At 35.4% G+C, this 18,509-nt stretch carries 20 protein-coding genes; 14 read left to right on the top strand and 6 right to left on the bottom strand.

Going from position 1 to position 18,509, the window contains the following annotated elements; all coding sequences use genetic code 11:
* Positions 1 to 16: 16 nt before the first annotated feature.
* Positions 17 to 748 carry an iron-sulfur cluster repair di-iron protein gene (gene ric / locus AC1DY0_RS05720; RefSeq protein ID WP_477187677.1) on the bottom strand — a complete coding sequence of 244 codons (732 nt, stop codon included), beginning with the start codon at positions 746 to 748 and terminating at the stop codon, positions 17 to 19.
* A gap of 433 nt (positions 749 to 1,181) precedes the next feature.
* Here ric and AC1DY0_RS05715 point away from each other — a divergent pair, with 433 nt between their 5' ends.
* The 12 genes from AC1DY0_RS05715 (at position 1,182) to AC1DY0_RS05660 (ending at position 13,226) form a co-directional block, all read left to right on the top strand.
* Positions 1,182 to 1,616, top strand: a complete 435-nt coding sequence (locus tag AC1DY0_RS05715) for a c-type cytochrome (protein WP_477187676.1) — start codon at positions 1,182 to 1,184, stop codon at positions 1,614 to 1,616.
* Positions 1,617 to 1,722: 106 nt separating this feature from the next.
* Positions 1,723 to 3,057, top strand: a complete 1,335-nt coding sequence (locus AC1DY0_RS05710; protein WP_477187675.1) for a cbb3-type cytochrome c oxidase subunit I — start codon at positions 1,723 to 1,725, stop codon at positions 3,055 to 3,057.
* Positions 3,058 to 3,528: 471 nt separating this feature from the next.
* Positions 3,529 to 4,320, top strand: coding sequence for an AAA family ATPase (locus AC1DY0_RS05705; RefSeq protein WP_477187674.1), 792 nt, complete (start codon positions 3,529 to 3,531; stop codon positions 4,318 to 4,320).
* 68 nt (positions 4,321 to 4,388) lie between these two features.
* On the top strand, positions 4,389 to 6,164 hold the full coding sequence (locus tag AC1DY0_RS05700; RefSeq protein WP_477187673.1) for a nitric oxide reductase activation protein NorD: 1,776 nt from the start codon (positions 4,389 to 4,391) through the stop codon (positions 6,162 to 6,164).
* A gap of 143 nt (positions 6,165 to 6,307) precedes the next feature.
* Positions 6,308 to 7,273, top strand: coding sequence for a DUF438 domain-containing protein (locus tag AC1DY0_RS05695; protein ID WP_477187672.1), 966 nt, complete (start codon positions 6,308 to 6,310; stop codon positions 7,271 to 7,273).
* Positions 7,274 to 7,646: 373 nt separating this feature from the next.
* Entirely contained in the window at positions 7,647 to 8,228 is a 582-nt protein-coding gene (locus tag AC1DY0_RS05690; RefSeq protein WP_477187671.1) for a cytochrome c oxidase subunit 3, read from the top strand.
* Positions 8,229 to 8,230: 2 nt separating this feature from the next.
* Entirely contained in the window at positions 8,231 to 8,473 is a 243-nt protein-coding gene (locus AC1DY0_RS05685; protein WP_477187670.1) for a cytochrome C oxidase subunit IV family protein, read from the top strand.
* 128 nt (positions 8,474 to 8,601) lie between these two features.
* Positions 8,602 to 10,062 carry a copper-containing nitrite reductase gene (nirK, locus tag AC1DY0_RS05680; RefSeq protein WP_477187669.1) on the top strand — a complete coding sequence of 487 codons (1,461 nt, stop codon included), beginning with the start codon at positions 8,602 to 8,604 and terminating at the stop codon, positions 10,060 to 10,062.
* Positions 10,063 to 10,090: 28 nt separating this feature from the next.
* Positions 10,091 to 10,468, top strand: a complete 378-nt coding sequence (locus tag AC1DY0_RS05675) for a c-type cytochrome (RefSeq protein ID WP_477187668.1) — start codon at positions 10,091 to 10,093, stop codon at positions 10,466 to 10,468.
* 27 nt (positions 10,469 to 10,495) lie between these two features.
* Positions 10,496 to 11,266 carry a formylglycine-generating enzyme family protein gene (locus tag AC1DY0_RS05670; RefSeq protein ID WP_477187667.1) on the top strand — a complete coding sequence of 257 codons (771 nt, stop codon included), beginning with the start codon at positions 10,496 to 10,498 and terminating at the stop codon, positions 11,264 to 11,266.
* 41 nt (positions 11,267 to 11,307) lie between these two features.
* The gene (locus tag AC1DY0_RS05665; protein ID WP_477187821.1) at positions 11,308 to 11,940 is read left to right on the top strand and encodes an SCO family protein; all 633 of its coding nucleotides are present in this window, start codon (positions 11,308 to 11,310) and stop codon (positions 11,938 to 11,940) included.
* An 11-nt stretch (positions 11,941 to 11,951) separates the two neighbouring features.
* Positions 11,952 to 13,226: an alginate export family protein gene (locus AC1DY0_RS05660; RefSeq protein ID WP_477187666.1), complete on the top strand. Its 1,275-nt coding sequence runs from the start codon at positions 11,952 to 11,954 to the stop codon at positions 13,224 to 13,226.
* 72 nt (positions 13,227 to 13,298) lie between these two features.
* Here the strand turns inward: AC1DY0_RS05660 and AC1DY0_RS05655 are convergent, their stop codons facing one another.
* The 4 genes from AC1DY0_RS05655 to lysS all read right to left on the bottom strand — a co-directional run bounded on the left by AC1DY0_RS05655 (position 13,299) and on the right by lysS (position 15,958).
* Complete coding sequence (locus AC1DY0_RS05655; RefSeq protein WP_477187665.1) at positions 13,299 to 13,505, bottom strand: hypothetical protein; 207 nt, start codon at positions 13,503 to 13,505, stop codon at positions 13,299 to 13,301.
* Positions 13,506 to 13,604: 99 nt separating this feature from the next.
* Positions 13,605 to 13,916, bottom strand: a complete 312-nt coding sequence (locus tag AC1DY0_RS05650; protein WP_477187664.1) for a type II toxin-antitoxin system RelE/ParE family toxin — start codon at positions 13,914 to 13,916, stop codon at positions 13,605 to 13,607.
* Positions 13,898 to 14,134, bottom strand: a complete 237-nt coding sequence (locus AC1DY0_RS05645; protein ID WP_477187663.1) for a hypothetical protein — start codon at positions 14,132 to 14,134, stop codon at positions 13,898 to 13,900. Before AC1DY0_RS05645 ends, AC1DY0_RS05650 begins: the two co-directional genes overlap by 19 nt.
* A 126-nt stretch (positions 14,135 to 14,260) precedes the next feature.
* The gene (gene lysS, locus AC1DY0_RS05640; RefSeq protein ID WP_477187662.1) at positions 14,261 to 15,958 is read right to left on the bottom strand and encodes a lysine--tRNA ligase; all 1,698 of its coding nucleotides are present in this window, start codon (positions 15,956 to 15,958) and stop codon (positions 14,261 to 14,263) included.
* A 313-nt stretch (positions 15,959 to 16,271) separates the two neighbouring features.
* On the opposite strand from lysS, the gene AC1DY0_RS05635 reads away from it, so the two are divergent.
* Together AC1DY0_RS05635 and lipB are read left to right on the top strand one after the other, a co-directional pair.
* On the top strand, positions 16,272 to 17,012 hold the full coding sequence (locus AC1DY0_RS05635) for a hypothetical protein (RefSeq protein ID WP_477187661.1): 741 nt from the start codon (positions 16,272 to 16,274) through the stop codon (positions 17,010 to 17,012).
* 104 nt (positions 17,013 to 17,116) lie between these two features.
* On the top strand, positions 17,117 to 17,818 hold the full coding sequence (gene lipB, locus AC1DY0_RS05630; RefSeq protein WP_477187660.1) for a lipoyl(octanoyl) transferase LipB: 702 nt from the start codon (positions 17,117 to 17,119) through the stop codon (positions 17,816 to 17,818).
* 18 nt (positions 17,819 to 17,836) lie between these two features.
* On the opposite strand, the gene AC1DY0_RS05625 is transcribed toward lipB, so the two are convergent.
* Entirely contained in the window at positions 17,837 to 18,496 is a 660-nt protein-coding gene (locus AC1DY0_RS05625; protein WP_477187659.1) for a ribonuclease HII, read from the bottom strand.
* Between the last annotated feature and the right edge of the window lie 13 nt (positions 18,497 to 18,509).

Genomic DNA, 18,509 nt, shown 5'->3' with positions numbered 1-18,509 from the left:
TTGTGTTTGACATTGGTTATAATTGTGCCGAAAAATCCTTTTCGAGCTTGGTTGCTTTTGGGAATAAAATATTATTTTCCAAATGGATGTGTTTGTGCAAATCGGCCTCAAATTCCTGTAGCATAGCAAATGTTACTTTATAAGTATTACATCCGTCAGCTGGTGGGGTATAGTTATTACTTAGTTCTGCTATTTTTCTAAAACGCTCTCCTTCGGCATCGTGTTCGTGCATCATCATAGCGATCGGATTTTCGACAGTTCCAAAATGAGGTTGCTCAATTAATTCATCCGAAATAGAAGCACTGACCATTTTTTTGATAAAAGGAAACAAAATCAACTCTTCTTTTTTCATGTGTTGCGCCAATTCACCTGCACATCCTTTGAAGAGGTCATTTATTTCTAATAATTCAGGATGATTGGCTCCATGCACTCTGCTTAATTTGTCTAAGAATTGAAGCAAGGTTGGTGTTTTTTCTGAAACATAACGGTGATGCGTTTTCTCGATATAATCAGCTAATAAATCAATCGGCCATGAATTGAAATCGATTCCAGAATCACTTTTTGATGATAAAATTGTTTCAATTTCCTGTGCTAAATCATCAGGATTTACTGTTTTTTTTTCGCATGCTTCTTCAATACTTCTATTGCCGTTGCAACAAAAATCAATACCATATTTTGAAAATAATGCTGCAGTTCTAAAGTCTTTTGCTACGTATTCACCTATTGTGATTTTTTCTAAAGTTTCCATTATTGTTATTTTTTATAATTAAAATTTATAGGTACAAAAATAGATGTTTTTTAAATAAAAGACAAATTTATCCTTAATTAAATATATTATTTTTTTATTTGTGTAAATGTTTGAATAAGAAATGAATGAGACTTGGGTGGTCTGCTGTTTTTGACTATGTAATTTTACGATTATTTGAAAAGTCTGAACATGATAAAAGTCATATTTTGGACATGACTTAAGAACATTCTGTTGTTGAAAACTTATCTCATGGACAATTTTAAAAGTTTGTTTTTTATCTCGTATGGAGATAACCTCCAAAAAAAATATTTTAAAAAAAATGACAATTATTACAATAAAAGACAAAAACATCTTTTATATTTGCATTTAAATAAAAGACAAAATTATCCTTTATTTAAAAAAAGAATTATTAACTAACAAAAAACAGATTATTATGCTTTCAAAATCACAAGCACGAGCATTTTTTCTGGGAGGAACTTTGGTCACCTTTTTAATCTTTATTGGATTGACCGTTTATTCGTTTATGCCCAGAAATGATCAAACCAACTACAAGGCGATTGACAAACAAGTAGTGAGAGGAAAAGAAATTTGGGAACACAACAACTGCATGGGTTGCCACACCATTTTGGGAGAAGGAGGCTATTATGCTCCGGAATTGACAAAAGTAATCGACCGCAGAGGCGAAGGCTATGTCAAGGCAGTATTGATGTCACCAGTACCATGGGCACCAAACGGACGGAAAATGGTTGTCTATAATATGAGCGAAAAAGATGCCGATGCCGTTGTGGCCTACTTTAAATGGATCGGGAAGATTGATTTGAATGGTTTTGACCGTATCGTTTCTCCTTTAGCTAAAGAAAATAATTAAATTATACAATTATGAAATCGCTAATAAGAACAAGTTTGCGGATGCAAACACCGATTAAAAACAAAGCGATAACATATTTGACCTCTAATAAATAAATTCTACAAATATGAAATATAAATCACAAAAAGTAGCCTATTGGTTTTTTGCACTGTGTATGCTATTGTTCTCACTGCAGATTGTCTATGGTTTTATCATGGGCTTTGATCGAATAGGTATTCAAGCATTGCACGATGTTATACCTTTTAATGTTGCCCGAGCGGTACATACTAATTTATTGGTAGTATGGTTGTTGACTGGTTTTATGGGAGCGGCCTATTATATTATTCCCGAAGAAGCGCAACGCGAACTGATAAGCGTTAAATGGGCTTATGTACAATTAATTTCCCTAGCCGTTGTTGGTGTTGTGGCCATTGTAGGTTTCCACTTTAACCATTGGGAAGGAAGAAAGTTTCTTGAGATTCCGAGAGAATTGGATTTTCTGGTAGTCATTAATGTATTGCTGTTCTTAGGGTTGATTTTAGGAACGCTTTTCAAAGGAAAACGCCAAACAACAACCGCATTGGTACTGTCAATGGGATTATTGTTTGCGGCATTGCTGTATCTTCCTGGAATGATTTGGTTTGACAGTCAGGTGATGGATTCATTCTTCCGTTGGTGGGTAGTTCACTTGTGGGTTGAAGGTGTTTGGGAATTGATTATGGGAGGTATTCTTTCGTATTTATTAATCAAATTGACTGGTGTAGATAGAGAGGTAATCGAAAAATGGCTTTACGTAATCGTTGGTTTAACATTCCTTTCTGGAGTTTTAGGAACCGGACACCATTATTACTATATAGGAGTAAACAAAATTTGGTTGATTGTTGGTGGTATTTTCTCTGCACTAGAACCTTTGGCTTTCTTAGCAATGGCATTGTTTGCAGTGAATATGTATCGTAAAGGAGAAAAAAGTCATCCCAATAAAATTGCGTTATTCTGGACAATAGGTTCTTCAATTGTATCTTTTGTTGGCGCCGGGTTGCTTGGTTTTGCGCACACTTTGCCACAAACCAATTTGTACACCCACGGAACATTGGTTACTGCCATGCACGGACACTATGCTTTCTGGGGCGCTTATGCAATGATTGTTTTGGCAATAATCAGTTATGCTTTGCCAAATTTAACAGGACGAAAAAGATACCAAAGTGCAACAGGAATGGCTGCTTTCTGGCTATCAAATATTGGAATGTTGGGAATGACAGTTGCTTTTGGAGTAGCTGGAGTCGTGCAAGTGTATTTGGAACGAAAAATGAAAATGGAATTTATGGTCGTGCAAAACGAAATCAGCATTCACTTTGTGGTATTATTGATTTGCGCAACGATGTTTACGACTGGAATTGCATTGTTTGTTTATGATTTCATCAAATACGGACGTCCAACAGATGAAGCTTTAGAAATAAAATAATCATTTGGGCGTGACCACGTTGAGCAAAGGGGGCTACTTTAAAGACCGCTTATTTGCCCCCTTTGCTCAATGCGGTCGGGCTATACGCGCTACTTTGGTAGCTTGCTTCTATCCCTCACGCGGCTTCACGGCTTTCAAGATATTTTTCTTCTTGTCAAATAATTTGTTGTCCTGCAAGGTTTTTTTCAAACCTTGCAGGTATGAATACTAAGATAAGACACAAAAGTGAGTTTACATCAGCCAATAGTTGGTTGCTCACTGGTTATCCTGCAAGGTTTTTTTCAAACCTTGTAGGTATGATTACCGAATATAAGATACCTACAAGGTTTGAAAAAACCTTGCAGGAAGAGAAAATTACTAATTCAGCCCTTTTTTTCAACCGGAACGTTTTGATAATAGTTTTTGACCTCCATTTCCATAAAAAACGATTGTTTTACGTTTCGGTTTTTTTCAAAAAAATCTAAAAAAAATATGTTAGTAGATACTTTAATACCCGCACCATATTACCACACCGTAGGCAAAGAAGTCGAAGTCTTTGAACATTCCTATAAAAATAGAATTCCGTTCCTGTTGAAAGGGCCCACCGGAACCGGTAAATCCCGTTTCGTGGAATATATGGCGCACCGATTGGAAAGAGATTTGATTACGATCAGTTGCCACGAGGAAACATCTTCAACCGATTTGATCGGTCGATTCATCATCAAAGGAGCCGAAACAGTTTGGCTGGACGGTCCGTTAACCACCGCCGTAAAAGAAGGAGCGATGATCTATCTGGATGAGGTTGCCGAAGCCCGTCCCGATGTGATTGTGGCCATTCACTCCCTTACCGATCACCGACGCATACTGTATATTGACAAGCTGGGAGAAACCATCAAAGCGCACGATAATTTTATGTTGGTTGCCTCTTTTAATCCTGGCTATCAAAGAGGTTTTAAGGAATTGAAACCCTCAACACGCCAACGATTTGTAGCTTTTTCTTTTGATTATCCGGAAGCAAAAATTGAAACCGAGATTTTGGTTAAAGAGACCAATATTGATAATGACACAGCCAAGAAGCTAGTGGCCATTGGCAACAAAATTAGAAATCTTACCGAATTGGGATTGACCGAAACGGTTTCGACTCGACTTCTGGTTGATGCCGCCAAAATCATCCACAGCGGATTGCCAAAACGATTGGCCGTTCACGTGGCCGTTGTTGAGCCTCTAACAGATGATTTGCAAACATTGGAAGCACTGAAAGATTTGTGCAATTTGATGATTTAAAAATAGTTTCAAGTTTAAGGTTTCAAGTTGTTGTAGTTGCCTAAACTGAATACTGAAAACTAAAGAAAATGGGTTTCGAGATAGATGAATATTTAGTTGGGAAGTTTTTCAAGCACTTAAAAAGCAGAAAAAAAATAAGTCCCGAAATTGAAGCCAGAACGGTGACGCTTACTGATATAAAACCACGTTTGACTATTATGGCGCGTGCTTTGACAGGAAATCCAATTGAAATATTTCCCGCCGAAAGGGAAGGAGGATACAAAAACAATAATTTTTTCCTTCCAATTTCGTTTGCCGAATTCCCTACTCTGGAAGAGAATCTTACTTTTTATCATTTTAGAATGTTGTATCTCAGCGTGCAACAGCGCCTGAATTACAATTGGACAGCCGAAGAAATTGAACCGGAATTATCACTTTCACAGCAAAGAGCATTCGAAACATCTGATGCGGTTCTTGCCATTTTGTTTCAGGAGTTTTCTATAGGGGAATCCTTTTTGGCGTATGCCAAGAATCATTTTATCCAAAATTCAGATGCTAAAAAGGAACCTGACTTTTCTTGGCTTTTTGGTAAATGGATGAAAAATGAACTGGTAACCGATAGTGAGAATGTGTTGCAAAATTTCTCAGACAAGACCAAGAAACCAATTGAGATTCAGCCTTTGACTACTCTTAAAGCAAAAGCCGTTGAGGAAGTCATCACAGTGGAACTTGACAAAAAACAACAAGAAGATTACGTGATGCTGCATAATTTTGAAAAAGTGGAAACCGCCGAAGAATTCAACGGTAATTGGCGTGATTTTGACGGATCAGATGAGTTGGAAGACCATCAGGACGCATTGGAGGAACTGAATATGAAATACACTGTTCGCGTTGATGACACGGCACATTCCGTTTATCAATCTGATTTTATGGAAAACACCACAATTTCCGAAAGCGCTTCCGTGGATGAAAAAGGATTTCACCATTCCTATGATGAATGGGATTTTAGCAAAAACACCTACAAAGAAAATTTTTGCAAAGTATATCCAAAGTTACAGTTAAAGACCGATGCCGATTATTACAAAAAAACAATAACAAAGAATGCATCCACCTTGATGGGTTTGCGAAAAATGCTGACGAATGTCGACAATAAAATGCAACAGCAAAAAAGGCAAACCCAAGGCGATGAATTTGATATTGATGCCATCACCGATTTGTACGTCGATGTACACTCCCAAAGAACACCTTCGGATAAAATTTATATCTCGAACCGAAAAAAAGATAAAGATTTATCAATTCTGATTCTGTTGGACATCAGCCTTTCTAGCGACGGATATGCAGCCGGAAATAGAGTGATTGATGTGGAGAAAGAAGTTTCCATTTTGTTTGGTGAAATCCTCAACGAATTCAATATTGATTTTTCGATTGACAGCTTTTATTCCAAAACCAGAAATTATTCAACTTACTTGACCATCAAAGATTTTGATGAAAATTGGAATGTTGCCAAACACAAAGTGGGAGCAGTAGAGCCTAGCGGTTACACTAGAATAGGTGCGGCACTGAGACATGCAGGAGTTCGTCTCGATAAACGAAGCACAAAAAACAAATGGGTAATTCTGATTTCAGATGGGAAACCCAACGATTACGATAAATACGAAGGAAAGTATGGAGTCAATGACGTAAAACAGGCGCTCCGTGAACTTAATTCGAAAAACATTAATTCCTACGCATTGGCCATTGAGGCCGAAGCCAAATATTATTTGCCACAAATGTTTGGGCAAAATCACTACCAAATTTTAACGACTCCCGTTGAGTTGTTGCAATCGTTAGTGAAATTATACGAAAAGATAAAACACCAAAAATAAGAATACAATAACCATTTTTTTAATGAACCATTAAGGGATTAAGTCTCATTAAGGTAAAAGTTGCAGTACAGATAAAAACTTAATTTTTCTTAAACTCTTAATGGTTAAAAAAAATCCTTTAATGGTTTTTAAATTTAATTGAAATGACAGAAACAATTCATACACCCAAATTACAGGAAGGTCATCCAGTTTGGATTTACTTTCAGGAAAAAGAATTAATAGTGTCTCTTTTGCAAGAGATTACAAATGTTAATCCATCGATTGATTTGCCAAAATACACCAATGTATTCAATCAGTTGCTTACCATAGAGAAACGATTTGCCCGCAAAGAAAATCAGCTTTTTCCTTTTTTGGAAAAAAAAGGGTGGGTTGGTCCTTCACAAGGAATGTGGTCGTTCCATGATAATTTAAGAGAGCAGTTTCGTTTGATTCAGTACTATCTAAAAATGAATAATCCAGATAATGTTGCAACTAATACCACTTTTTTGGTGGACGGAATTTACAGATTAATGGGAGTTGAAGAAAACGTCCTGTTACCAAATGCATTGGACATCCTTACCGAAAATGATTGGATCGAAATGCGCAAAGGTGAAGAAGAAATTGGTTGGATGTTATGCCAAACCCCACCGCCATTTCCCAAAGTAGAATATATACATCCGAGCGAAGATTTTACCATCAGAGAAATGCCTTTTTCATTGGAAAACACTTCTCATTTTGATGAAGGATATATGACTGTGGAGCAGGTGAATCTGCTTTTCAGAACCATGCCGTTGGATTTGACTTATGTGGACGAAAATGACAGAGTGATTTTCTATAACAGAGGCGAAGAGCGCGTGTTTCCTAGAAGTTCCGGAATCATTGGCCGTGAAGTGAAGTTTTGCCATCCTCCAAAAAGTGTAGGAACGGTTCTCAAAATCTTAGATGAATTCAGAAAAGGAACCCAAAACGAATCTTCTTTTTGGATTAACTACAAAGACCGCCTGATTTACATTCGCTATTTCGCCGTAAGAGATGTCGATAAAAATTACAAAGGAGTGATCGAAATGTCTCAGGATATTACCGATATCAAGAAAATTGAAGGTGAAAAACGATTGTTGGATTGGGAGTGAAAGATTTCATATTTTAAAGTAGATTTTGTGCCAATTTATCGCCTGAATTAGTCTAGACAATTGTTTTGTGCAATAGAACTATATTATTTACATAGTGACACTATACAAATAGTATAGTGTCACTATGTAAATAATATAGCGTTACTATATAAAAAGTATAGTGTCACTATATAAAAAGCATGTGTCGCTATATAAAAAGTATAGTGTCATTATATAAAAGTATAGTGTCGCTATATAAATAGTATAGCGTCGCTATATAGAATAACTAAAAAACTGCAAACCAGATGGGTAAAGTGAGTTTGTGTAATCTGATGTCCAAAATCTGTATTTTGAAATCTAAGTATTCAATCTAAAATCATAAATTTTAAATCAAATGGAAACTCTAAAAATAAATTACAAAAGCATCTATTATCCGCCGGGAGGAATCCTGATGTGGATTATCATTTTTCTTGAACTCATCACTTTCGGAATGGCATTGGTCGCATTTGTGTATTACGGAAGTGAAAACACAGCCGTATTTCATCAGTCAAGAATGCAATTGAACACTGCTTTCGGAGCCGTTAATACCGTTTTCTTATTGACAAGCGGATTTTTTATGGCCAATGCAGTATATCTGTTTAAAGAAAATGAAGTCAAGAAATCATCGGTATTCTTTAAGTTGGCTATGCTTGGAGGATTTTTCTTCTTGGCACTCAAAAGCGTAGAATATTATCATAAAATAGAAAGCGGAATTTCATTGGACACCAATATGTTTTATACCTTTTATTGGTTGTTGACTGGATTTCACGTCATTCACGTGATTATGGGATTGGTTATTTTGGGTTGGACAAATTACGGAATGAAAAAGAAAAACTCCGATACCACTATTGAAGATGTTGAGGCTTGTGCGGCTTTTTGGCACATGTGCGATTTGATTTGGTTACTTTTATTTCCTATACTTTATTTATTTTTTTAGCAATGAAAAATTCACTAATTTTAATCTATATATTGCTGTTAATTACCACTATTACAACAACTTGTGTTTCTAGTTCGTTTGGTGTGTCAGCTTTTATTACCTCTTTGATAATGGGTTTGGCTATTTTTAAATTTCTGTTGGTTGCTTTTCAATTTATGGAATTAAAAAAGGCGCATTCGTTTTGGAAAATCAGTTTAATAATAACTTTAGGATTGCTTGTAGTTTTGATTATTGGGATAAAATAGGAATCATAAAAAAAAGTTAAAAACATGATATTTATCATTAATTTTTTGAATCTCAAATTTTAATTTTACAGTATAATAAAAGACAAAACTATCCTTAATATAAAACCACTTTTTAAAACGAAACAATTATGAAACAATTATTCCATTTTAGCAAACCCTATAAAATTATTGCTTTTGCATTATTTGCAGCTGTTAGTATTTTTTCTTGCGGTAAAAAAGAAGAAAAGCATGACGTTGATTATTACGAAAAAATAAAAGTCGAAGGTCAAAAAGAAGCAGAACTAACAGCACCACCATTTGTTCCAAAACCTGTTGGTGACAGACCTGCGATGCATTTGGTAGTCAATATGGAAATCAAAGAGCAAGAAGGAGAAATGGTCGATGGAACAAAATACATTTATTGGACATTTGGAGGTTCAGTTCCAGGAAGTTTCATTAGAACAAGAGTGGGAGACGAAATAGAATTTCACTTAAAAAATCATCCAGACAATAAATTGCCACATAATATAGATTTACATGCGGTAACTGGACAAGGTGGTGGAGCTGCTTCTTCAATTGTAGCACCTGGACACGAAAAAGTATTTAATTTTAAAGTGCTAAATCCAGGATTATACGTGTACCATTGCGCTACCGCACCTGTTGGGATGCACATTGCAAACGGGATGTACGGGTTAATTCTCGTAGAACCAGAAGGTGGTTTACCACCAGTTGACAAAGAATTCTACGTGATGCAAGGTGATTTTTATACCAAAGGAAGCTATGGAGAGCAAGGTGTACAGCCTTTTGACATGAACAAAGCATTGAAAGAAGAACCGGATTATGTGGTTTTCAATGGTAAAGTAGGATCAATTGCAGGAGATAATGCGCTTACTGCCAAAGTTGGTGAAACTGTTCGTATCTATATGGGTAATGGTGGACCAAACTTACTTTCTTCATTCCACGTTATCGGTGAAATTTTTGACAAAGTTCATATTGAAGGAGGTGATGCTATTAATACTAATGTTCAGACGACATTAATACCAGCTGGAGGTTCTGCCATTGTAGAGTTTAAAGTTGATGTGCCTGGAACATTTATTTTGGTAGATCACTCTATTTTTAGAGCTTTCAATAAAGGAGCTTTAGGAATGTTGAAAGTAACTGGTGAAGAAAATAAAAAAATCTATTCTGGTACAACACAAGAGGGAATTTATTTGCCTGAAGGTGGAAATATTCAAAATATGCCTGAAGGGGAAAAAGTGGCCAAATCTACTGTAGCCAAAACACTTCCTGAACAAATTAAATCTGGAAAAGCTATCTTTGGAACAACTTGTTTTGCTTGTCACCAATCTGAAGGTCAAGGGGTACCAAATGCATTTCCTCCGCTTGCAAAATCAGATTTCTTGAATGCCGATCCTAAAAGAGCTATTCAAGTTGTTATAAGAGGATTGAGTGGTGAGATTACTGTAAATGGCAAAAAAATAAACAGTGTGATGCCAAGTCAAAATCTATCTGATGATGAAATCGCCGATGTTCTAACTTATGTTTACAGCAGTTGGGGTAATAATAAAACAGTAGTAACACCAGCAATGGTTAAAGCTCAAAGAAAATAATAAACACAATTTTAAATATTTATAAGTCATGAAAAAATACATTTTAGGAATAGCATTAATTGGATTAAGTCTGAAAGGTTTTAGTCAAGATGCAAACAAAGGAAAAGGGGTGTATACTAAAACCTGTATTGCTTGTCATCAGGCTACAGGAGCAGGAATACCTGGCGCTTTTCCTCCATTAGCAAAATCAGATTATTTAAATACCGATGTTAATCGAGCTATTAAACAAGTAATCAAAGGGTCTAATGGTACAATTACCGTAAATGGAAAAAAATTCACTGGAGCTATGCCTCCTCAAGCTTTGAGTGACCAACAAATTGCGGATGTACTTACTTATGTATTTGCCAGTTGGGGAAATAGTAAAAAATCAGTGACTGTAGCAATGGTGAAAGCCCAAAGAAAATAATAAATACTAAAAGCAAAAAGAGCCTCAATGTTCCCACTAAAAAAAATACTAACCTTCTTTTTATTGTTGATTTGCGTTACTCTTTTTGCTCAAGACGTTAAAATGGTACCTATAAATGGGGGAACTTTTGTTCCCCTTTATGGAGCCACAACGAAAAAACCAGTTAAAGTAGCTTCATTTAGCATAGATGTGTATCCTGTTACGAATGCGCAATACCTTGCTTTTGTTAAAAAATATCCAGATTATAGTCGCTCGAAAATGAAAGGATTATACGCAGACAAAAGTTATCTAACCCAATGGGAAAGTGATTTTAGTTACGGAAAAAATAATCTGAGTAATGCTCCTATAACCAATGTTTCCTGGTTTGCAGCCAAGAAATATTGTGAGTGTCAAGGAAAGCGATTGCCTTCCATGGACGAGTGGGAATATGTCGCTATGGCCGATGAAAAAAGATCTGATGCCCGTACCAAAGAGGAGTTCAACAGATACATTTTATCTTGGTACGAAAAACCCAAAACGTATGCCAATCCTGTTGGACAAACCTTTAAAAATTATTGGGGTGTCTATGATATGCATGGTTTAGTTTGGGAATGGACATCGGACTTCAATAGCATTTTTCTTTCGGGCGAATCAAGAAAAGATAAGGACACCGATAAGAATCTCTTTTGCGGAAGCGGATCAGTAAATGCGACTGATTTGATGAATTATGCCGCTTTTATGCGTTACGCTTTTAGGGGAAGTCTGAAAGCTAATTATACTACAAAAAATTTAGGTTTTCGATGTGCTAAAGATAAATAGTAACTTTCGAGACCCAACCAAAACCAAATAAAATGAAATCAATGTTAACCCAAAACCAAAAAGGAATTCTGAAAAAAGGATGGTCTTATTTATTTGTTTTGCCCATCTTAATCCTTATTTTTGCGTTCCAGAGTTGTAATAAAAAAGAGACTGTAAATAGAGATAAACCTATTTCGGATTTGTCTATTTATAATTTGCCTTCCAAATGGACGAATCAAAATGGCCAAAATATCGAAATGAAAGATTTGAGAGGGAAAGTGCTAGTCATGGTCATGATTTATACTTCCTGCAAATCGGCTTGTCCTCGTTTGGTGGCAGATATGCGTAATATCGAATCGCGTTTGCCAGAGAATGTCAAGGAACATGTGAAATTGGTGTTAGTGAGTATTGATCCCGAAGTAGATACGCCAAAACGATTAAAAGAATTTGCGATCGCCAATAAAATGGATGGTGAACAATGGGAGTTTTTGAGATCTACGGAAGAAAATACAAGAGAGTTCGCAGCGGTTTTGGCTGTCAATTATAAAAAAATTGCACCACTTGAATTCTCTCATTCTAATATTATAAGTGTTTTTAATGCCGAAGGGGAATTAGCCTATCAACAAGAAGGATTAGGAGTAAACTCAGATGAAACCATAAAAAAAATAACAGAAGAAGCGGTTAAACTAAATTAAAATCCCACCAAATGAAGATATTTAAAATAATGGCACTGGCAGTTGTGTTAATAGCCAGTATGAATACTTTTGCCCAAGAATTTGATGCCAATTTACAAATTAGACCTCGTTACGAGTTTAGGAACGGTTACAAAGCTCCGATTCCTTATGGAGAAACACCAGGTCAGTTTATCTCGGGAAGAACACGTTTGAACTTAAATTTCAAACAGGATAAGTTTGTCACTAAACTTACGATGCAGAATGTTCGTGTTTGGGGAGATGTTGCGCCAAATACCAAATCAGATGCGAATGGAATTCAATTATTTGAGGCTTGGGCGCAATACAATTTTAATGATAAATGGAGTACCCGTATTGGTCGTCAAGTGATTTCGTATGATAATCAGCGTATTCTTGGTGAAGCAGATTGGGCACAACAAGCACAAAGCCATGATGCTTTATCGGTAACCTATAAAGATAAAAAAAACCAATTGGATATGGCACTTGCTTATAATGCAAATGGTGAAACAGATATCGCCACACCTTATACTGTTGCCACTTACAAAGCAATGCAATATGCTTGGTATCATACTGAGTTAGGTAAAATAAATATGAGTTTGTTGTTTTTAAACACAGGGTACGAAAACAAATTAGTGGCTCCAATTCCAACACCAACTCCTGAATTAAAAGTTGATTATATGCAAACTTTTGGTACGTATATGAATACTAAAGGAAAATCTTGGGATGGAAATCTATGGTTCTATGGACAAACAGGTAAAAACACAACTTATACTGTGAGTGCTTTTGACGCAGCCCTTAATTTTAATTATGCATTGACAGATAAGTTCAAAGCTGGTCTTGGATATGAATTCTTATCGGGGAAAAGTCAAGCTAGTACCAGTACCGACATAAAATCGTTTAATCCTATTTTTGGAACCAACCATGGATTGAATGGATATATGGATTATTTCTATGTTGGGAATCATAAAAATTCGGTAGGACTTCAAGATGTTTTTCTGAAATTTGGATACACAGTGGATAAATGGCAGTTTGCTTTATTACCACATGTTTTTAATGCTGCCAATACTGTTTTGGATGCTAATGGAAATGAAATGAACAACTATCTTGGTACGGAAGTCGATTTTACATTTGGTTATTCAGTGCATAAATTTGTAAACATAACTGGAGGTTATTCCCAAATGTTTGCAACAGATACCATGCAAAGACTGAAAGGAGGTGATGTTGATCACACCAACAATTGGGCTTGGGTCATGATTAATGTGAACCCTCAAATTTTTTCTTTTAAATAAAGGTGTTAATTTCTTGTATGAAAAAGGAGCTTGGTAAAAGCTCCTTTTTTTTGTTTTTATAATTGTTACACTTTATAGTTCGGTAAGCCATTCGGAATCTTCTTTGTCAAGTTGATTATGGTAAACATCACTTTCAAATTTTATGTCGTCTTCAATTTCTTTAGCCATTTCCAATTCATTCTCATTTAAATGTTTAATTTCATTTGGATCTAATGGTTGAAGTAAATTCATAATTTGCTTTAGCAAGTCAACATCATCGACAGATTTTAGTTTGTCCACTATTTTTTTTGTTTTAATTCTAAAGTATTCATAACGTGTAGTTTTAAATAGTAAAGTTACAAAAAACAAAAAGGGATTGTTTGGATTGATTTGATGTTTTTAATGCTTTTTTAGAATTTTAAATAGCTTTTTTGGATTTTGTCGATTGTCCCAAAAAGCGACAATAATTAATTCTTTCTCTGTTGTTTTGTAATAAATATTATAATGACCCAAAGTTGAGGTTCTAATATCTTTGTAGTCTGTATTAATAAAATTTTCAGGGTTATTGAGTAGAAATTGTACTCTTTCTAAGATTTGAAAAATCAGTTTTTCAGAATAGGTAGCAGATTTATTTCGTTTTGCCCAATAACTCAATATCTTTCTTCTTTCACGAACGGCTGTATCAGTCCAAATTACTGTTTTGACAACCATTCCAAATCTTCTTTGTCTAATTGCTCTTGCGAAATGACTCTTCCCGCTTTTATATCTTCCTCTCCTTCTTTTACCATATCTAATTCATATTCATTTAAATGGTAAATTTTATCTTCCTCAACTGTCTTTAGTAAAGCCATTATTTTTTTTAACAAGCCCTCGTCTTCTATAGATTTTAGTTTGTCAAATATTTCTAGTTTTAATTCTAAAGTACTCATAAATAGTATGATTTTGAAAAACAAAGTTAAGGAAAGAAAATGAATCTTTGTTTTATAGAAAACTTTTATATTAAAAAAGGGAGCTTCAGTTTTGAAGCTCCCTTTTTTAATATATTTAGAATAAAACTACCCTTTCAATCGACAAGCTTTTATATCACCATCAACAACAACCTCAGTCAAGCCAAGAGCTGAAAGATTTTTCATAGCCTTGTCCCATTTTTTACCACTCAATTCCGATTTGATTTTTAGTAAACCAAATTCCATTTGGTTTTCATTCATCTGCAAAAGAGTAACAATTAATTTTTCATCTTCTTCAAGTTGAACTTGTTTCTTCTCTGGACGCATTTGCGGGAATAATAAAACTTCCTGAATCGATGCATTATTAGTCAAATACATAATCAAACGATCCATTCCAATTCCCATTCCAGATGTTGGAGGCATACCATATTCCAAAGCTCTTAAGAAATCTTCATCGATAATTCCGTTTGCTTCATCATCACCTTTTTCTGCCAAACGCATTTGATCTTCAAAACGTTCACGTTGATCAATCGGGTCATTCAATTCAGAATAAGCATTTGCAATTTCTTTACCACAAACCATTAATTCAAAACGCTCAGTAAGTTCAGGATTATCGCGGTGTTCTTTACACAAAGGCGACATTTCTTTCGGATAATCTGTAATGAAAGTTGGCTGAATATAATTTCCTTCACATTTCGCTCCAAAAATTTCATCAATCAATTTTCCTTTACCCATTGTATTATCAACGTCGATTCCCATTCCTCTTGCAGCTTCAAAAAGCTCTTCTTCACTTTTTCCGGAAATATCAAAACCAGTAAAATGTTTGATAGAATCCGTCATGGTAACACGTGCGTAAGGCGCTTTAAAGTTGATTTTATGCTCGCCAAAAGTAACTTCACTAGTTCCGTTTACAGCAATAGCACAATGCTCAATCAAACCTTCAGCAAATTCCATCATCCAGTTGTAGTCCTTGTAGGCTACATATATCTCCATTGCGGTAAATTCAGGATTATGTGTTCTGTCCATTCCTTCATTTCTAAAGTTTTTAGAGAACTCATAAACACCTTCAAAACCACCAACAATTAATCTTTTCAAATACAATTCGTTTGCAATACGCATGTAAAGCGGAATATCAAGCGAATTATGATGCGTAATAAAAGGTCTTGCCGAAGCTCCACCCGGAATTGATTGTAAAACCGGAGTTTCAACCTCAAGATAACCTGCATCATTAAAATAGCCACGCATAGCAGTAAACAGCTTCGTACGTTTGATAAAAGTATCTTTAACATGTTGATTCACGGTTAAATCTACATAACGCATTCTGTAACGCAATTCAGCATCGTTAAAAGCATCATGAACGTTTCCGTCTTCATCCACTTTTGGTAATGGCAACGGACGCAGCGTTTTACTCAAAAACGTAAAACCACTCACACGGATACATTTTGCACCTACTTGGGTAGTGAACAATTCTCCTTCAATACCAATAAAATCTCCCAAATCGGTCAATTTTTTAAATACTTGATTGTAAAGTGTTTTATCATCACCTTCGCACAAAACATCGCGATTCACGTATAATTGAATACGCCCTTCGCTATCTTGCAATTCTGCAAAACAAGCTTTTCCTTGATCCCTTACACTCATTAAACGCCCGGCAACAATCACTTTTTTACCCTCTTCAAAAGACTCCTTTATTTGCTTCGAAGTATGATTTACAGGAAAAAGATTAGCAGGATAAGGATTGATTCCTAAATTACGTAAAGATTGAAGTTTTTCTCTTCGGATGATTTCTTGTTCTGATAAGGCCATTATATACTGTTTTTTAAGTCCGCAAAGATAACAAATAGATTGCAGATTTTAGAAAGCAGATTTCAGATTTTTTGGAGCAGGAAATTCTCGTGTTTTCAAGAGCATTTCTCCCGCTTTCCGCTACAATCTTTTGTGCCGAACACCGGCACAAAAGGATTTTTACTTCAATCGGGGCTAGTTTACAAGTTTAGTTTTTCATAAGATCTTTAACAAAGCTGCTTTTTGATGTAAAACTGTTAATTATTTAAAAACAACAATAAGAGATGTAAGAAAACTAAGTAACTTCGTTTTCAAAACTTAGAAACCTTTAAAAATGAAAAGATATTTCTTCCTGCTCTCAATTCTCCTAAACGTAAGCTGTCAGGTCACCGAAACCCTTCATCTCAACGCTGATGGAAGCGGAATTGTTGAAGTTGTAAATTTGAGAGACGAATACAGCTATATGCAAATTGCGAAGGAAAACTATTCGAAGGAAGATGTTTACAGAGATACAACTTACGTTTTTGGCGATTATATCAAGAAGCATCATGAAACATTTTCCAGAACACCTGTAGCTGACCAAAAAGTATTTTTGAGATATTCGGAGGTGAAAATTCATAAAAAAGCAAGTTCCTATGATAAGGAATTCCGAGCTACCTATACTCAGAATTTTCATAAAGTATCTGATATAGTTGATCTTTCAAAAACCGATCATTATTTAGACGATATAAAAAAAAATTACGCCTTAAGTGCCGAAGAGCATTATTACAATGTATGCTATGATTATACTGGTAATCGTTTCAATAGAATTGTAACGATTATTGATACACTCGAACAAAAAAAGGAATTTGATAAAATTGAAGGATTAAAAACGGAATATAAAGGATACAAACTGGTTCAGAATTATGTTTTGAATTATCATTTTCCTCGAAAAATCCAATCGGTTTCTAATTCACTTGCCAAAATAAGCGATGACCATAAATCATTAATACTACAATTTCCATTATCCGATTGTTTGCAAAATCCATTGAGCACAAACTTAGAAGTGGTTTTGGAACCCGAAGCTGTAGATTAATAACAGGTTTTCAAAACATTTTTGGTTGAAATAAACATTTGTACCTTTGCAAAAATAAATCTTAGATTCTTAATGTCTAAGATTCTTAGCATCTCAAAGAAAAAATGAACAAAACCATTCAGCTTCAGGATTTAGGGAATAAGGATTATAAGGAAACTTGGGAATACCAAGAAGAATTGTTCAAAGGAATTGTAGATTTGAAGATCCAAAATAGGAGAGAAGACACTGCAATTGCAACACCCAATTATTTTTTGTTTGTTGAGCATCCTCACGTTTATACTTTAGGGAAAAGCGGTGATTTCAGTAATTTGCTTTTATCTGAAAAACAGTTGGAAGCAAAAGGAGCCACTTTTTACAAAATCAATCGAGGTGGCGATATTACGTATCACGGACCCGGACAAATTGTAGGTTACCCTATTCTGGATTTGGAGAATTTCTTTTCGGATATTCATAAATACTTGCGTTTTCTGGAGGAAGCCATTATTCTGACTTTACAGGAATATGGTTTGGAATGCGGCCGAAGCGATGGTGAAACTGGAGTTTGGCTTGGAGTAGGAACACCATTCGCACGAAAAATTTGTGCTTTGGGAGTTCGTGCTTCGCGTTGGGTAACTATGCACGGTTTTGCCCTAAACGTCAATGCCGACTTGGGTTATTTTGATAACATCATCCCGTGCGGGATTCGTGGTAAAGCGGTTACTTCTCTTCAAGTAGAACTTGGTGTCGAAAAAGTAGATGAACAAGAAGTGAAAGAAAAAATCTTAAAACATTTCTCTGATTTGTTTGAATGCTCGATTGTTCGATAGTTCGAATTATCCAACAATCTAAATATCCAATTTCAATTGCTCAGGCAATAACCTAAAACTCATTCTGTGATATTTTGTGGTGCCGTATTTTCTGATGGCATCGCGATGTTCTTGTGTGGGATAGCCTTTGTTCTTTTTCCAATTGTACATTGGAAATTCTTCATGAATTTTATCCATATATTCATCCCGATACGTTTTTGCCAAAACAGAAGCTGCAGCAATACTTAGATATTTTGCATCTCCTTTTATTATACTTTGATTCGGGATTGATTTCAATAATTCGATTTCAGCTTTCGAGAATTGTTTTCCAAAAGTATTTTTCAAACCCAGTTTGGCATTCAATGCTCTATTACCATCAACAATTATAAATTCGGGGGTTTGGGTTAATTTCAAGACACATTCCTGCATTCCTTTCATTGAAGCATTCAGGATGTTTATTTCGTCGATTTCATTTGGATGCAAATGGGTTACTGCAAATGTAATGGCTTCCAGTTCGATGATGGGTCTGAGTTTTTCTCTCGCTTTTTCGCTTAATTGCTTGCTGTCGTTTAAGATTGTATTTTTAAAATCAAATGGCAGAATTACGGCCGCAGCGGTAACTGGACCTGCAAGACAACCACGTCCGGCTTCATCGGTGCCGGTTTCTAGAAGGAAAGAGGAGAAATTATTTTGAAGCATACAAGAATCTTTT

It is taken from the genome of Flavobacterium sp. P1_E4, assembly GCF_056405915.1.
Note: the sequence above shows the minus strand (reverse complement) of the source record. Positions and strands in the feature narration are given on the sequence as shown.

Bases quoted from the DNA above. Each gene is read 5' to 3' on its own strand.
- ric (WP_477187677.1), bottom strand. From the start codon at position 748: ATGGAAACTTTAGAAAAAATCACAATAGGTGAATACGTAGCAAAAGAC.
- AC1DY0_RS05715 (WP_477187676.1), top strand. From the start codon at position 1,182: ATGCTTTCAAAATCACAAGCACGAGCATTTTTTCTGGGAGGAACTTTG.
- AC1DY0_RS05710 (WP_477187675.1), top strand. From the start codon at position 1,723: ATGAAATATAAATCACAAAAAGTAGCCTATTGGTTTTTTGCACTGTGT.
- AC1DY0_RS05705 (WP_477187674.1), top strand. From the start codon at position 3,529: ATGTTAGTAGATACTTTAATACCCGCACCATATTACCACACCGTAGGC.
- AC1DY0_RS05700 (WP_477187673.1), top strand. From the start codon at position 4,389: ATGGGTTTCGAGATAGATGAATATTTAGTTGGGAAGTTTTTCAAGCAC.
- AC1DY0_RS05695 (WP_477187672.1), top strand. From the start codon at position 6,308: ATGACAGAAACAATTCATACACCCAAATTACAGGAAGGTCATCCAGTT.
- AC1DY0_RS05690 (WP_477187671.1), top strand. From the start codon at position 7,647: ATGGAAACTCTAAAAATAAATTACAAAAGCATCTATTATCCGCCGGGA.
- AC1DY0_RS05685 (WP_477187670.1), top strand. From the start codon at position 8,231: ATGAAAAATTCACTAATTTTAATCTATATATTGCTGTTAATTACCACT.
- nirK (WP_477187669.1), top strand. From the start codon at position 8,602: ATGAAACAATTATTCCATTTTAGCAAACCCTATAAAATTATTGCTTTT.
- AC1DY0_RS05675 (WP_477187668.1), top strand. From the start codon at position 10,091: ATGAAAAAATACATTTTAGGAATAGCATTAATTGGATTAAGTCTGAAA.
- AC1DY0_RS05670 (WP_477187667.1), top strand. From the start codon at position 10,496: ATGTTCCCACTAAAAAAAATACTAACCTTCTTTTTATTGTTGATTTGC.
- AC1DY0_RS05665 (WP_477187821.1), top strand. From the start codon at position 11,308: ATGTTAACCCAAAACCAAAAAGGAATTCTGAAAAAAGGATGGTCTTAT.
- AC1DY0_RS05660 (WP_477187666.1), top strand. From the start codon at position 11,952: ATGAAGATATTTAAAATAATGGCACTGGCAGTTGTGTTAATAGCCAGT.
- AC1DY0_RS05650 (WP_477187664.1), bottom strand. From the start codon at position 13,916: ATGGTTGTCAAAACAGTAATTTGGACTGATACAGCCGTTCGTGAAAGA.
- AC1DY0_RS05645 (WP_477187663.1), bottom strand. From the start codon at position 14,134: ATGAGTACTTTAGAATTAAAACTAGAAATATTTGACAAACTAAAATCT.
- lysS (WP_477187662.1), bottom strand. From the start codon at position 15,958: ATGGCCTTATCAGAACAAGAAATCATCCGAAGAGAAAAACTTCAATCT.
- AC1DY0_RS05635 (WP_477187661.1), top strand. From the start codon at position 16,272: ATGAAAAGATATTTCTTCCTGCTCTCAATTCTCCTAAACGTAAGCTGT.
- lipB (WP_477187660.1), top strand. From the start codon at position 17,117: ATGAACAAAACCATTCAGCTTCAGGATTTAGGGAATAAGGATTATAAG.
- AC1DY0_RS05625 (WP_477187659.1), bottom strand. From the start codon at position 18,496: ATGCTTCAAAATAATTTCTCCTCTTTCCTTCTAGAAACCGGCACCGAT.